Genomic DNA, 14,851 nt, shown 5'->3' with positions numbered 1-14,851 from the left:
GAACCGCGGCAAAATTGGTGGAGCTAAGCGGGATCGAACCGCTGACCTCCTGCATGCCATGCAGGCGCTCTCCCAGCTGAGCTATAGCCCCGGATTTCTAGCCTCTCGGCCCAGCGACATCGTGAAACATCGCTTGTGCAAAACTGGCGTCCCCTAGGGGACTCGAACCCCTGTTACCGCCGTGAAAGGGCGGTGTCCTAGGCCACTAGACGAAGGGGACGAACCTTCTTACCTTCAAGACCCGGTTGCTGGACCCGATCTTGCTCGACAGCCTTGGCTGCCAAGCGGAATTTGGTGGAGCTAAGCGGGATCGAACCGCTGACCTCCTGCATGCCATGCAGGCGCTCTCCCAGCTGAGCTATAGCCCCACAATGTCGCTCTGAACAGAAGCGCTGGCTGGGTGCCTGGCGTTTCGTTTTCGTTCATCGCTGTGGACGGGGCGCATATTAAGATCGGATTGCAGGCCTGTCAAACTAAATTTTGAAAATATTCAAAATTTTTTTCACAGATAACAATCACTTACCGCCCTGCCCCGCTATCGCGGGGTGTTCGCTGCTGCCGGAGCAGGCAAGCCCGCTCCGGCAGCAGACATGGAAAAGCCTCAGGCGATGTTGGCCAGCAGCTTTTCCCATTCCTTGTTTTCTTTCTTCGACACACCACCGAGCAGGTCCAGGGCCTGGCGCAGACGGTAGCGAGTCAAGTCAGGGCCAAGGATTTCCATGGCGTCGAGCACCGACACCGAGCTGGCCTGGCCGGTAATGGCGGCGAACATCAGCGGCATGGCGTCACGCAGCTTCAGTTCCAGTGCTTCGACCACGGCCTGGATGCAGCCGGTGATGCGCTCTTTCTCCCACTGACGAAGGCTTTCCAGTTTCCACAGGATCAGCTGCATCACCTGACGCACCTGGTCGGCGGACAGCTTCTTGCTTTCGAACAGCTTGGCATCGAGCTTGAGCGCGCCTTCGAAGAAGAAACCACCCAACGGGGCGATCTGGCTGAAGGTTTCGACCCGGCCCTGCACATGCGGGGCAATTTTCATCATGTAGTCGCTGTTGAACGCCCACTGCTGCACGCGCGCGGCGAATTCTTCCACCGGCAGCTCACGCAGCCACTGGCCGTTGAGCCAGGACAGCTTTTCGATGTCGAAGATCGGGCCACCCAGGGAGATGCGCGACAGGTCGAAGTGCTCGACCATCTCGGCCAGGGAGAACTTCTCGCGCTCGTCTGGCATCGACCAGCCCATGCGCCCCAGGTAGTTGAGCATGGCCTCGGGCATGAAGCCCATGCGCTCGTAGAAGGTCACCGACGTCGGGTTCTTGCGCTTGGACAGCTTGGACTTGTCCGGGTTACGCAGCAGCGGCATGTAGCACAGCTTCGGCTGTTCCCAACCGAAGTACTCGTACAGCTTGATCAGCTTCGGTGCCGACGGCAGCCACTCTTCGCCACGCAGGACGTGGGTGATACCCATCAAGTGGTCGTCGACCACGTTGGCCAGGAAGTAGGTCGGCAGGCCGTCGTTCTTCATCAGCACCTGCATGTCCATGCGGTCCCATGGGATTTCGACATCGCCACGGAGCATGTCCGGCACTACGCAGATGCCTTCGCTCGGCACCTTCATGCGGATCACATGCGGCTCGCCAGCGGCCAGGCGGCGCTGGACTTCTTCTTCGCTCAGCAGCAGGGCACGGCCGTCGTAGCGCGGGGTTTCACCACGGGCCATCTGCTCGGCGCGCATCTGCTCCAGCTCTTCGGCGGTGCAGAAGCAGTAGAAGGCGTGGCCGGCATCGACCAGTTCCTTGGCGTACCTGGCGTAGATCTCGCCACGCTCGCTCTGCCGGTACGGGCCGTGCGGGCCACCGACATCCGGGCCTTCGTTCCATTCGATGCCGAGCCAGCGCAAGGCGTCGAAGATCTGCTGTTCCGACTCGCGCGTGGAACGCAGCTGGTCGGTGTCTTCGATACGCAGGATGAACTCACCGCCGTGCTGCTTGGCAAAGCAGTAGTTGAACAGGGCGATGTAGGCGGTGCCGACATGGGGGTCGCCAGTGGGCGATGGCGCGATACGCGTGCGAACGGTGGTCATGGAGAGTCTCGAACGAAAGATGAAACAAAGGCGGGATGTTAGCAGGGAGCAGGCACCGGGCTCCAGCAATGGCGCGAACGTCACTTGTCCGCTGGCCATCTGCCGCTGTTAAATTTACTTACATTTCTGGAACGATAGTCCTCATGCCTGCCCAACTCAAACGCCGCCTGGCGATCTTCTTCACCCTGGTGGCCATCATCGCCCTCGCCTTTTTGGCCGAGTGGTATTTCAAAGGCCGCTTCTTTGAGAGCACCGACAACGCCTACGTGCAGGGCGAAATCACCCGCATATCCAGCCAGCTCGGCGCGCGTATCGACGAGGTTCGGGTCGACGACAACCAGCACGTGAACAAGGGTGACCTGCTGGTGCGCCTGGAGGCCGCCGACTTCGAACTGGCCGTGGAGCGCGCCCGCGCCGCCCTGGCCACCCGCGAGGCCGAATATGCCCAGGCGCAGAGCCGCCTGACCCAGCAAGGCAGCCTGATCGCCTCCAGTCAGGCCCAGGTGGCGGCCAACCAGGCCACCTTCGACCGCTCGCGCCTGGACCTGAGCCGCGCCGAAAAGCTGCGCAAGCCTGGTTTCGTCTCCGAAGAACGGGTGACCACTCTGTCCGCAGACAGCCACGTCGCCGGCTCCCAGGTCGACAAGGCCCGCGCCGACTTGCAAAGCCAGCGCCAGCAGATCAATGCCCTGAATGCCGACCTCAAGCGCCTCGACGCGCAGATCGCCAATGCCCGCGCCGACCTGGCCCAGGCCGAGCTGAACCTGACCCGCTGCGAGATCCGCGCACCGCTCAGCGGCACCATCGGCCAGCGCAATGCCCGCAATGGCCAGGTGGTGCAGGCCGGCGCCTACCTGTTGTCGATCGTGCCCGATGAAAACATCTGGGTGCAGGCCAATTTCAAGGAAACCCAGATCGGCAAGATGCAGCCCGGCCAGCGCGCAGAACTGCTGTTCGACAGCTACCCCGACACCCCGATCGAAGGCCGCGTCGAGAGCCTGTTCGCTGCTTCCGGCGCGCAGTTCAGCCTGCTGCCGCCGGACAACGCCACCGGCAACTTCACCAAGGTGGTGCAGCGTATTCCGGTGAAACTGACCTTCGTCGCCGACAACCCGCTGCATGGGCGCATTCGCCCGGGCATGTCGGTCACCGCCACTGTCGACCTGCGCCGTGAAGACGAAGGCCACGATGGCCGGTGATCAACTGCTGCGCCCGACTGCGGAGCCAAGCCGGCGCGACTGGATCGCGGTGATGAGCGTGATGCTCGGTGCCTTCATGGCGGTGCTGGACATCCAGATCACCAACTCATCGCTCAAGGACATCCAGGGCGCGCTGTCAGCGACCCTGGAGGAAGGCTCGTGGATTTCCACCTCGTACCTGGTGGCGGAGATCATCATGATTCCGCTGACCGCCTGGCTGGTGCAGCTGCTGTCGGCGCGGCGCCTGGCGGTGTGGGTGTCTGGCGGCTTCCTGCTGTCCTCGCTGCTGTGCTCGATGGCCTGGAACCTCGAGAGCATGATCCTGTTCCGTGCCCTGCAGGGTTTCACTGGCGGTGCACTGATCCCGCTGGCATTCACCCTGACCCTGATCAAGTTGCCCGAGCACCACCGTGCCAAAGGCATGGCCATGTTCGCCATGACCGCCACTTTCGCCCCCTCGATCGGCCCGACCCTCGGCGGCTGGCTGACCGAGAACTGGGGCTGGGAGTACATCTTCTACATCAACATTCCGCCCGGGCTGGTGATGATCGCGGGCCTGCTCTATGGGCTGGAGAAGAAGGAAGCGCACTGGGAACTGCTGAAAAGCACCGACTATGCCGGCATCGTCACACTTGGCGTGGGCCTGGGCTGCCTGCAGGTGTTTCTTGAAGAGGGCCACCGCAAGGACTGGCTGGAGTCCAACCTGATCGTCGGCCTGGCAACTGTTGCCCTGATCAGCCTGATCACCTTCGTCATCCTGCAGCTTTCCAAGCCGCACCCCTTGATCAACCTGCGCATCCTCGGCAACCGTAATTTCGGCCTGTCGAGCATTGCCAGCCTGGGTATGGGCGTGGGGCTTTACGGATCGATCTACCTGCTGCCGCTGTACCTGGCACAGATCCAGGGCTACAACGCCCTGCAAATCGGCGAGGTGATCATGTGGATGGGCATTCCGCAGCTGTTCCTGATTCCGCTGGTGCCACAGCTGATGAAGGTGATACCGCCCAAGCTGTTGTGCGCCCTCGGCTTCTGCCTGTTCGGCGCCGCCAGCTTCGGTTCGGGGGTGCTGAACCCGGACTTTGCCGGGCCGCAGTTCAACCATATCCAGATCATCCGCGCCCTTGGCCAGCCGATGATCATGGTGACCATTTCGCTGATCGCCACGGCGTATATCCAGCCTCAGGATGCCGGGTCGGCTTCGAGCCTGTTCAACATCCTGCGTAACCTGGGCGGTGCGATCGGCATTGCCTTGCTGGCGACCTTGCTGGATGCGCGGACCAAGGTGTATTTCGATTACCTGCGGGAGTCGGTGGTGCCGAGCAACCCACAGGTGGCCGAACGGTTGGCACAGCTGGCGGAGCGGTTGGGCAATGACAATGCGGCGCTAGGCAAATTGAGCGAGATTGCCCACCAGCAGGCGCTGATCATGGCCTACAACGATGCGTTCCACTTTGTCGGGATCGGGCTGGCGGTGAGCATGGTGGCGGTGCTGTTGACCCGCAAGCTGCCGGAGGGATTGAAGGCAGGGGAAGCCCACTGATATCGCGCCCCTGAGGGAGCGCAAAGGGCTTCAGCTGGTGATCAGGCGCTCGCGCAGTTGGGTAATCTCGTCACGCAGCTGCGCGGCAGCCTCGAACTCCAGGTCGCGGGCAAACTGCATCATCTTTTCTTCCAGCTGTTTGATGCGCTTGGTGATTTCGCCCGGGGTACGCAGCTCGGCCTCGTAACGGGCGCTCTCCTCTGCTGCCTTGGCCATGCCCTTGCGCTTCTTGCTGCGCGCGCCGGGCACGGTGGCGCCTTCCATGATGTCGGTGATGTCCTTGACCACACCCTTGGGCACGATGCCATTGGCCTGGTTGAAGGCGATCTGTTTCTCGCGGCGCCGCTCGGTCTCGTCGATGGCACGCTGCATGGAGCCGGTAATGTTGTCGGCATACAGGATCGCCCGGCCATTGAGGTTACGCGCAGCGCGGCCGATGGTCTGGATCAGCGAGCGCTCGGAACGCAGGAAGCCTTCCTTGTCGGCATCGAGAATCGCCACCAGCGACACCTCGGGCATGTCCAGGCCCTCGCGCAGCAGGTTGATACCCACCAGCACATCGAAGGTACCCAGGCGCAGGTCGCGGATGATCTCGACGCGCTCCACCGTGTCGATGTCCGAATGCAGGTAGCGCACCCGCACGTCGTGGTCGGCCAGGTAATCGGTGAGGTCTTCGGCCATACGCTTGGTCAGCGTGGTGGCCAGTACCCGATCACCCTGAGCGACACGCTTGCGGATCTCCGACAGCAGGTCGTCGACCTGGGTCAGCGCCGGGCGCACTTCCACCTGTGGGTCGACCAGGCCGGTCGGACGCACCACCTGCTCGACTACGCGGCCTGCGTGCTCGGCTTCGTAGGGGCCCGGGGTGGCCGAGACGAAGATGGTCTGCGGGCTGACATCCTCCCACTCGTCGAAGCGCATCGGCCGGTTGTCCAGCGCCGACGGCAGGCGGAAGCCGTATTCGACGAGGGTTTCCTTGCGCGAGCGGTCGCCCTTGTACATGGCGCCGACCTGCGGAACGCTGACGTGGGACTCGTCGATCACCAGCAGCGCATCGGCCGGCAGGTAGTCATAGAGCGTGGGCGGCGGCGCCCCGGCCGGGCGCCCGGACAGGTAGCGCGAGTAGTTCTCGATACCGTTGCAGTAACCCAGCTCGAGGATCATCTCCAGATCAAAGCGGGTGCGTTGCTCCAGGCGCTGGGCTTCGACCAGCTTGTTGGCCTTGTGCAGGTACTCGAGCCGGTCCTTCAGCTCCTCCTTGATGCCCTCCACCGCCTCCAGCAGGGTTTCCCGCGGGGTCACGTAGTGGCTCTTGGGGTAGAACGTGAAGCGTGGCAGCTTGCGGAAGACCTCACCGGTGAGCGGGTCGAAGGCGGCGATATTCTCGACCTCGTCGTCGAACAGCTCGATGCGGATGGCCTCGAGGTCGGATTCGGCCGGGAAGATGTCGATCACATCACCGCGTACGCGGAACGTGGCACGGGCGAAGTCCATCTCGTTGCGGGTGTACTGCAGGTCGGCCAGCCGGCGTAACAAGGCGCGCTGGTCGAGCTTGTCGCCGCGATCGACGTGCAGGACCATCTTCAGGTAGGTCTCGGGGCTGCCCAGGCCATAGATGCAGGACACGGTGGTGACGATGATCGCATCGCGCCGTTCCAGCAGCGCCTTGGTCGCCGACAGGCGCATCTGTTCGATGTGGTCGTTGATCGAGGCGTCCTTCTCGATGAAGGTGTCCGACGACGGTACGTAGGCCTCTGGCTGGTAGTAGTCGTAGTAGGAAACGAAATACTCCACCGCATTGTTCGGGAAGAACGCCTTGAACTCGCCATAGAGCTGCGCCGCCAGGGTCTTGTTCGGCGCCAGCACCAGGGTCGGCCGCTGCAACTGCTGGATGACGTTGGCGATGCTGAAGGTCTTGCCCGAACCGGTCACCCCGAGCAGGGTCTGGTGCGACAGGCCTGCGTCGATACCCTCGACCATCTGGCGGATGGCCTCGGGCTGGTCGCCGGCCGGCTGGAAACGGGTGACGAGCTGGAACTCGGACATGACGGACCTCGCGGTAACGCAGCAACTGTAAATTTAGCCAGTAGTCTATACCCAAATGCGCCTGCCAGGGACCGCAATCAAGGCCAAGCTGTGAGCGCGCATTACGGTGGACCCGGCAATTCGACCAATGGTCGAAAAATATTTGCGCAAATCGCTGGAAAACCTGCGCCAAGCTGTCGCAGTGACCGGTCGGTATCACTATACTGACTCCCCGTTTGTGCACCGCTTCAGTGCATTCGGCTGGAGCGTGTACGTCCTATCACTCTCCAATCAGAGCCGAAGTAACAATGAGCCTGTTTTCCGCTGTCGAGCTGGCACCCCGCGACCCTATCCTGGGCCTCAACGAAGCATTCAACGCCGACCCACGTACCGACAAGGTCAACCTGGGTGTAGGCGTGTACTGCAATGAGGAAGGCCGCATTCCGCTGCTGCGCGCCGTGATCGAAGCCGAGACCCAGCGTGCTGCCCAGCACGCCTCGCGCGGCTACCTGCCGATCGATGGTATCGCCACCTACGACCAGGCCGTGCAGAAACTGCTGTTCGGTGCCGAATCGCCACTGCTGGCCGCTGGCCGGGTGGTCACCGTGCAGGCCGTTGGCGGCACGGGCGCTCTGAAGATCGGCGCCGACTTCCTCAAGCGCATTTCGCCGAATGCCGTGGTGGCCATCAGCGACCCGAGCTGGGAAAACCACCGCGCGCTGTTCGAAAGCGCCGGTTTCCCGGTACAGAACTACCGTTACTACGATGCACCGAGCAACGACGTCAACCGTGCCGGCATGCTCGAAGACCTCAACGCTCTGCCGTCCGGCTCGATCGTGGTACTGCACGCCTGCTGCCACAACCCGACCGGTGTCGACCTGACCCTGGACGACTGGAAAAACGTCCTGGAAGTGGTCAAGGCCAAGGGCCACGTGCCGTTCCTCGACATGGCCTACCAGGGCTTCGGTGACGGCATCGGCGAAGACGCTTTCGCCGTGCGCCTGTTCGCCGAGTCGGGCATGGAGTTCTTCGTTTCCAGCTCGTTCTCCAAGTCGTTCTCGCTGTACGGCGAGCGCGTCGGCGCACTGTCGATCGTCACCGCCTCGAAGAACGAAAGCACTCGCGTGCTGTCGCAGGTCAAGCGTGTGATCCGCACCACCTACTCCAACCCACCGACCCACGGCGCGACCATCGTCGCCACCGTGCTCAACAGCGTCGAACTGCGCCAGATGTGGGAAGCCGAGCTGGGCGAGATGCGCGAGCGCATCCACGGCATGCGCAAGCAGATGGTATCGCTGCTGGCCGAATACGGTGCCAACCGCGACTTCAGCTTCGTTGGCCGCCAGGTGGGCATGTTCTCCTACTCGGGCCTGACCGTTGAGCAGGTTGCCCGCCTGAAGAACGACTTCGGCATCTACGCCCTGGACACCGGTCGCATCGCCGTCGCTGCGCTGAACCAGAGCAACATTCACGTGGTCACCAAGGCCATCGTTGAAGTGCTGTAACTGATTGATTTGTCAGGAGGTCGCTTGACTTCCTCCTGGCAATCGGTAAGATACGCACAGATTCCGCGATAGCTCAGTCGGTAGAGCAAATGACTGTTAATCATTGGGTCCCTGGTTCGAGTCCAGGTCGCGGAGCCAAACACTGAAAAAACCTCCAGTTGCGCAAGCACTGGAGGTTTTTTGTTGCACTTCTTTTTACCCCTATCGGCACAACGCTGCTGTATCGTCCACGCTCACTCGACGACCGCAGAGCCTCGATCAGCGTGAACGATATTACTTACAACGCCCAGCAAGCGGTTGCGATCGCCGCCAACCAGGCACTATTGGCAAGCCGACAAGCAACATTCGCGGTGGGTGGATGCATCATCGAAAACGCCACCGGCAAGGTGCTGGCCGCCCTGCACAACAGCGTGCTCAAGCCTTTCCCGAACAGCGAGGCGCAGCCTGCCTTCAGGCTCCATGACCCGACCGCCCATGGCGAACGGCGCCTGATCGACTGGTATTTCGAGAATCAGCAGCGCCTGGCCCTGCCCCCCACTCACGCGCTGACCTTGGTAACCACGCTCGACCCCTGCGCCATGTGCGCGGGGGCCTTGCTGACAGCCGGTTTCAATGTCGCGGTCAGCGCTCTGGACACCTTCGCTGGCATCAACCATAACGCCTGCTTCAACTTTCCCGGCCTCCCTGCGGCACTGCCAAAAGTCGCGCAAGCCACCTGGGGCTACTACGCGATTGAAGCGCCTTTGGAGCGGGAATATGCGGGTCCCCTCACGGGCCCGATCTACGCAGGCGAACACATCGAGGCCGCGACCGCCAGCCTGACCAGCTCTCTATTCGAAACCAGCGTGAATACGGTCCACGATGAGAGCAGCTCTGCCGGCCTGCCTCCGTCTGAACTTAAGGACCCGAGCAACCTCCCGCTGCATAGCAAGGTGCGCCAAGCCTTGGCCAACCTGAGCCCTTGGAGCCTACGCAGCAAAAGTGACAACCCCCGCCTTGCCGGACCAGAGCTGGCACAACCCCTGCTAGAGACGGCCAGCCAGGCGGACACCTTCAACGCAGTCGCGTTGCTCGATCCATTCGGCAACCTGCTGTCATGCCTGGGCGGCAGCGAGAAGCGCTCGCCCATTCGCAGCGCATTCATGGAAACTACCCGCAGCTATGCGGCCCTGCGCTGGACATTGATGAACCATGTCGACCCACTGGTCCGCAACGAAGCGCGGGAGCACCTGACACATCCGCGTCACTGCACATTCGTCATGCTTGTCTTTCCAGACCCGACTGACAGCGAAGCAGTCATGACCCTTGGCGCCTATGGCTCCACGGTGGAGCGCAACACCGCACCGTCCTTCCCTTCCAGCCTGCAATACGTCTTGCTGCCAGCGGGCCGGACCGGCAAAGAGGTCGCTCGACTCGCACAGAATCTGCCGCCCTTCTACACCCACAACGTACAGCTCGCGCCAAGCCAGGTATGGGACAAAGCACTGGTGCGAGCTGTATCGAGCAAGCTGTGTCACGCTCAGCGCGCTGATTTCGCCCCGGAGTAGGGCAAAGTGACTGGCTTGCCTTCATCCACCAGGCTCCATACCAGCAACTTGGCTGGCCGGGTCTTGCTGGCATTGCGCGATACGCTGTGCACGGTGCCGGGCGCTTCGTACCAGTATTCACCGGCCTTGTAGGTCTTTTCCTGTTCGTCGTTGAGCTTCGATACCACCGCCCCTTCCAACACATAGGCCATAACCGCACCCGGATGCTGGTGGGCGGGCGAAGCCTGCCCGGGGGCATAGCTGACCGTGAGCATGACGGCGCTCTTGCCCGGGGCATTCGAGGGCTGTTGTAGCTGCAGGATTTTTACCTGGTCAGCGGCGTCGCCGTGCGCCCAGGCTGGGGTCTGAAGACCGAACAGACCAGCGGCAACGAACAAGGCAAAAGAAAATTTGGCAGATTTCACGGGCGTACTCCTGATTGGCAAGTGCCTGCAGGTTAGGCCCAGTGGCACAGGGCGCAAACGGCCAATCAGGAGAAAAAGCAGGGAGCCAGTGGGGAGCGCGCGCTCAACAATTGCGCCCGATCGGGTAGAACACACCATGGCTCCATACCCCGAGCCATTCCTCGCCATCGATCACCTGCGGCACCGCCAGGTCGACCAACTGGTAGAACACATTGCGATGGATCAATGCCTCGAGATTGCTACGCATCAGCACATAAGGCGCCGGCTCCTGGGTATCCGGATCGATTTCGACCCGCAACGGGTTCTGCGGCCCCGCTTCGGCCTGATCCTCGACATTGCTGGTAAAGCGCAGCACCTGCGCCTCACCACTGCCCAGTACCTCAAGCGTCACAGCCACGAATGGCGCATCATCGACGCGGATGCCGACCTTCTCCACCGGGGTGATCAGGAAATAATCATCGCCATCGCGGCGAATGATGGTGGAGAACAGGCGAACCATCGGTTTGCGCCCGATGGGAGTACCCAGGTAGTACCAGGTACCATCGCGGGCAATACGCATGTCGATATCGCCGCAGAAATCCGGGTTCCACAGATGCACCGGCGGCAGCCCCTTGTGCTTGGGAATCTGTGCCAATAGATCGTTGGCCTTGCCGGAATCCGTCATCACGCTGCCCTCACTCACTCATGCCCAGAAGGCTACGAGCGTACTCGCGCATCGGTGCGCCAAGCAAATCCTGGGGCGACTGGTCGTGGAACGTCAACAAACCGCCGCGGCTCTTGATTCGTGCGGTGTCGATCAGGTAGCGGGTGTTGGTCTCGATCAGCATCATCTGCACCACACCGGTGTCCCAACCCAAGCGGTCGACGGCCTGCTCGTCATACCATTCGTCGCCATTACCGATACGGTCATCCGTGCGGGCGAAGCGCGTGTACAGCACATAGTCGGCGCCCACCGAGCGGGCCTGGGCAATCGCTTCTTCAAGGCCCAGCGGCCCTTGGGCGCGACGCACCAGCGGGAAGTACTCGACGAAACTCTTGAATGCCTCATCGGCTACGGCATTCTGCCTCGGCACCGGGCCCTTGCCTGGCGGCATGAACGCGCCCTGGCCGATGAAGATGAACGAATCCGGCTGCAGGCGAATCGACAGGGTACGACGGGTATCACTGTGGTCCAGCAAGCCGGCGTCGCTCATGTGGTAACGGACGCCCTCGCCCATATCGCTGACATTCATGCAACCGCCCAACGCCATCAGCGTCAGCAGCAAGACCAGGCTACGCATCTTTCCTCCAGTGGCCGGTGACGAAAAACCGGCGAATAGCCGGCGGATGCAGCTTTTGCGCCAGCTTCAGCCGCCAATCACCTTCATCACCGTCGCACCCCCGGAAAACGCCAGTTCCTGCTTGTCTGCCAAGGCTTTTACCAGCAGCCGCTGCAAGCCAGGCAGCGCCTGATGACGGGGTTTTTCCAGCAGGTCGCCGACAAAGTGGCGATTGCCGGAAGACAGGCAGCCGTGCAGCCAGCCGGTAGAGGACAGGCGCAGGCGCGAGCAGGTTCGGCAGAACGGCACGCTTTCATTGGCGATGACGCCGAAATAGCCGTGACCCGGGATCTGGTAGCGCAGCGCGGTGGCATCCAGCGGTGCGTCTACCTGCTGGAAGCCATGGCGGCCGCCGATCACATGGAGCAATGCATCGAGCCCGACAAACTGCTGCAGGAACGCATTGTTGTCCCGTGCCAGGTGCCCCATGCGCATCAGCTCGATGAAGCGCAACTCGAAACCACGCGCCATGCAGTAGTCGAGCATCGGCAGCACTTGATCGAGGTTCTGCCCGCGCATCGGCACCATGTTGACCTTGATTCGCATGCCCATGGCGCTGGCCTGATCCATGCCGGCCAACACGCTGGCCAGATCACCGCCACGGGCGATTCGGCGGAATGCCTGAGGGTCGAGGGTATCGAGGGAGACGTTCAAGCGGCGAATGCCGGCCGCCTGCAGCTGCGGCAGCTTGCGGGCGAGCAGTTGCCCGTTGGTGGTCAGCGTGATGTCATCAAGGTCGAGCTTCGCCACCGCCGCCAGAAAGGCGTCCAGCCGAGGGCTGACCAGTGGCTCGCCACCGGTGATGCGCAAACGTTCGATGCCGGCCGCTTCAATGAGATAGGCCACCCCACGCGCCAAGGTTTCCGCCGACAGCTCATCCTGGGCTGCGACCAGGCGCTTGCCGTCCGGTACGCAGTAGGTGCAGGCGTAGTTACAGGCAGCCGTCAGGCTGACGCGCAGGTTGCGAAAACGCCTGCCTTGACGATCGACGATCATGGGTGACTCCGGCATGGATGAATCGGGGCTGGCAAAACTTGACTCATGGTTCAAGTTTTTGCAAGTCCCCATTTCACGCCAGGCTCACCCGGTGACGACGAATGCCTTCAGTTGGTGGCTTCCGGATCACGCTTGCGCTTGTTGCCCATGCGCACGCCGATATCCATCAGGAACTGGAAGAAGCCTTCCTGATCTTCCAGCACATTGCTCCAGAACGGTGAGTGGTACAGCGCCACGGCGCCGTGCACCAACGCCCAGGCGGCGCAGTAGTGGAAGTACGGTGGCACGTCTTCGAGCTTGCCTTCGCTGATGCGCCCCTTGATCAACTGGGTCAGGCGGTCGAAGTTGGACGCGCGGATGCTGTGCAACTGCTCGACCATTTCCGGCACCTGGTTGCCCTTGACCACCTTCTCTTCCAGGCGGTCGAACAGCCGGTAGCGCTGCGGGTCACGCATGCGGAACTCGAAGTAGGCGCGCGACAGTGCCTCCTTGTCGCGGTCGACATCGGCCGAGTGCAACAGCGCGTTCAAGTCACGCTCATAGTCGAGCATCAGGCGCAGGTAGATCTCCGCCTTGGACTTGAAGTGCTTGTAGATCGTGCCTTTGCCGATACCCACGGCGTCGGCGATCATCTCGACGGTGACGCTGTCTTCACCCTGTTCGAGGAACAGCTTCAGCGCTGTATCGAGGATTTCCTGTTCGCGACGGCGAAACTCACGGACCTTACGAGGTTCTTTCTGCATAGGAAGGACTGGATGACATTGAAGCGGTTTATTATGCCTAACTTGCAGCAAATTGCACGGATCATCCAACCATGTCTATGTTTCACGATGAGTTCGAACAGGCGCCAGGGCTGCGATACCTGAACCATGCGGCCATCGCTCCCTGGCCGCGCCGGGCCAGCGAGGCCGTGGCGCGCTTTGCCCGTGACAACGTGCGCCAGGGTGCAAGCGGATACCCGACATGGCTGGCCACCGAACGCAGGCTGCGGGAAAGGCTGGCGCGCCTGGTCAACGCCCCCTCGTGGGCTGACATAGCGCTGGTAAAGAACACCTCCGAGGCGCTTTCACTGGTCGCGTTCGGCCTCGACTGGCAAGCCGGCGACCAGGTGGTGATCAGCGACGAGGAGTTTCCCTCCAACCGTGTCGTGTGGGAAGCATTGCGCGAGCGCGGCGTCGTGGTGACCGAGGTGAGCCTTGCCGGGCCAGACCCGGAGGCAGCGCTGCTCGCGGCCTGCGGCCCGCTTACGCGCCTGCTGGCCGTGAGTGCCGTGCAGTTCGCCAGCGGCCTGCGCCTGGACCTGCCTCGCCTCGGTGAGGGCTGCCAGGCCCGCCATGTCCTGTTATGCGTCGATGCCATCCAACAGATTGGCGCCCTACCCTTCGACGTGCAGCGCTACCAGTGCGACTTCGCCATGGCGGACGGCCACAAATGGATGCTCGGGCCCGAGGGCCTGGGCCTGTTCTATTGCCGCGCTGCTTTGCGCCCGCAGCTTAGGCTGCATGCCTACGGCTGGCATATGCTGGAGCGCCTGGGCGACTTCGATCGTCGCGAGTGGCGGCCGGCACGCAGCGCCAGGCGCTTTGAAAGTGGTAGCCCGAACATGCTGGGCGCGTGCGCCCTGGAGGCCAGCCTGTCATTGCTGGAGGAAATCGGCATGGACGAGGTGGGCCGGCAATTGCAGTTGCGGGTGGAGCAACTGCTTCAGGGCCTGGCCGGTATTCCTGGGGTATGCCTGCATAGTCCCGTAACACTTGAAAAACGGGCGGGTATCGTTACCTTCAGCCTTCAGGGGCAGGACATTGCGGCTGCCTATCGAAGTCTGTTGGCGGAGCAGACGGTCTGTGCACTAAGAGGCCCAGGTATACGATTTTCGCCACATTTCTACACCAGTGAGCAGGTAATCGACGAAGCTGTCCAGCAAGTACGGCGCCTGGCCATGCGCTGAGGGAGGAAGGGACGGCGGCCGTATTCCAAATCTGTTTAAAAAACGAACAGAGAAGCACTGGCACTGTGCCAAACCTGACCAATACTTGAAGTGTTGGCGCGGCGCATCCCCCCCAAGTGGCGCGCCGATAAAGGTGCTCAGGGACCGCGTACCTTTGTTTTACTCCTAATGGTCTTAACCCGGATTCCCCCCCCAGAACCCGGGTTTTTTTTGCCCAAGACCAGCCGCCAGGCTCTGGCTAGCTCTGGCGCTAGCTCTGGCGCTAGCTCTGGCGCTAGCTCTGGC

Annotated in this window: 12 protein-coding genes and 4 tRNA genes; 6 read left to right on the top strand and 10 right to left on the bottom strand. The window is 62.0% G+C overall.

What is annotated here, in order from left to right; translation table 11 throughout:
- Positions 1-15: 15 nt before the first annotated feature.
- The 4 genes from C2H86_RS19555 to gltX form a co-directional block, all read right to left on the bottom strand.
- Positions 16-91 (bottom strand) — tRNA-Ala (locus C2H86_RS19555).
- A 53-nt stretch (positions 92-144) separates the two neighbouring features.
- A tRNA-Glu gene (locus C2H86_RS19550) sits at positions 145-220 on the bottom strand.
- Between the two features lie 72 nt (positions 221-292).
- Positions 293-368: transfer RNA gene (locus C2H86_RS19545), tRNA-Ala, on the bottom strand.
- 233 nt (positions 369-601) lie between these two features.
- Positions 602-2,083, bottom strand: a complete 1,482-nt coding sequence (gltX, locus tag C2H86_RS19540; RefSeq protein WP_159409420.1) for a glutamate--tRNA ligase — start codon at positions 2,081-2,083, stop codon at positions 602-604.
- Between the two features lie 143 nt (positions 2,084-2,226).
- Between gltX and C2H86_RS19535 the strand changes: the two genes are divergently transcribed.
- Both C2H86_RS19535 and C2H86_RS19530 read left to right on the top strand, forming a co-directional pair.
- Positions 2,227-3,282 carry an HlyD family secretion protein gene (locus C2H86_RS19535; RefSeq protein ID WP_159409419.1) on the top strand — a complete coding sequence of 352 codons (1,056 nt, stop codon included), beginning with the start codon at positions 2,227-2,229 and terminating at the stop codon, positions 3,280-3,282.
- 49 nt (positions 3,283-3,331) lie between these two features.
- Positions 3,332-4,822 carry an MDR family MFS transporter gene (locus C2H86_RS19530; protein ID WP_178083399.1) on the top strand — a complete coding sequence of 497 codons (1,491 nt, stop codon included), beginning with the start codon at positions 3,332-3,334 and terminating at the stop codon, positions 4,820-4,822.
- A gap of 30 nt (positions 4,823-4,852) precedes the next feature.
- Here C2H86_RS19530 and uvrB read toward each other — a convergent pair whose 3' ends face one another.
- Positions 4,853-6,868: an excinuclease ABC subunit UvrB gene (uvrB, locus tag C2H86_RS19525; protein ID WP_159409418.1), complete on the bottom strand. Its 2,016-nt coding sequence runs from the start codon at positions 6,866-6,868 to the stop codon at positions 4,853-4,855.
- Positions 6,869-7,155: 287 nt separating this feature from the next.
- On the opposite strand from uvrB, the gene C2H86_RS19520 reads away from it, so the two are divergent.
- From C2H86_RS19520 to C2H86_RS19510, 3 genes are all read left to right on the top strand, one after another.
- On the top strand, positions 7,156-8,352 hold the full coding sequence (locus C2H86_RS19520; RefSeq protein ID WP_159409417.1) for an amino acid aminotransferase: 1,197 nt from the start codon (positions 7,156-7,158) through the stop codon (positions 8,350-8,352).
- Between the two features lie 62 nt (positions 8,353-8,414).
- Positions 8,415-8,490: transfer RNA gene (locus C2H86_RS19515), tRNA-Asn, on the top strand.
- A gap of 125 nt (positions 8,491-8,615) precedes the next feature.
- Positions 8,616-9,899: a nucleoside deaminase gene (locus C2H86_RS19510; RefSeq protein WP_430738595.1), complete on the top strand. Its 1,284-nt coding sequence runs from the start codon at positions 8,616-8,618 to the stop codon at positions 9,897-9,899.
- Here the strand turns inward: C2H86_RS19510 and C2H86_RS19505 are convergent.
- From C2H86_RS19505 to C2H86_RS19485, 5 genes are all read right to left on the bottom strand, one after another.
- On the bottom strand, positions 9,872-10,303 hold the full coding sequence (locus C2H86_RS19505; RefSeq protein ID WP_430738557.1) for a cupin domain-containing protein: 432 nt from the start codon (positions 10,301-10,303) through the stop codon (positions 9,872-9,874). The two genes, C2H86_RS19510 and C2H86_RS19505, sit on opposite strands and share 28 nt — an antisense overlap.
- Before the next feature lie 103 nt (positions 10,304-10,406).
- Complete coding sequence (locus tag C2H86_RS19500) at positions 10,407-10,967, bottom strand: DUF1285 domain-containing protein (RefSeq protein ID WP_159412958.1); 561 nt, start codon at positions 10,965-10,967, stop codon at positions 10,407-10,409.
- A 10-nt stretch (positions 10,968-10,977) separates the two neighbouring features.
- Positions 10,978-11,583, bottom strand: a complete 606-nt coding sequence (locus C2H86_RS19495; RefSeq protein ID WP_159409416.1) for a DUF4823 domain-containing protein — start codon at positions 11,581-11,583, stop codon at positions 10,978-10,980.
- Between the two features lie 66 nt (positions 11,584-11,649).
- A complete protein-coding gene (locus tag C2H86_RS19490; protein ID WP_159409415.1) occupies positions 11,650-12,618 on the bottom strand; it encodes a GTP 3',8-cyclase MoaA in 969 nt (322 codons plus the stop codon).
- 107 nt (positions 12,619-12,725) lie between these two features.
- Positions 12,726-13,361, bottom strand: a complete 636-nt coding sequence (locus tag C2H86_RS19485) for a TetR/AcrR family transcriptional regulator (RefSeq protein ID WP_159409414.1) — start codon at positions 13,359-13,361, stop codon at positions 12,726-12,728.
- 71 nt (positions 13,362-13,432) lie between these two features.
- On the opposite strand from C2H86_RS19485, the gene C2H86_RS19480 reads away from it, so the two are divergent.
- Positions 13,433-14,566: an aminotransferase class V-fold PLP-dependent enzyme gene (locus tag C2H86_RS19480; protein WP_159409413.1), complete on the top strand. Its 1,134-nt coding sequence runs from the start codon at positions 13,433-13,435 to the stop codon at positions 14,564-14,566.
- The last annotated feature ends 285 nt before the right edge of the window (positions 14,567-14,851 follow it).

The sequence above is a fragment of the Pseudomonas putida genome, assembly GCF_009883635.2.
Lineage (GTDB): Bacteria > Pseudomonadota > Gammaproteobacteria > Pseudomonadales > Pseudomonadaceae > Aquipseudomonas > Aquipseudomonas putida_W.
This window is presented reverse-complemented; position numbering and strand designations above follow the sequence as displayed.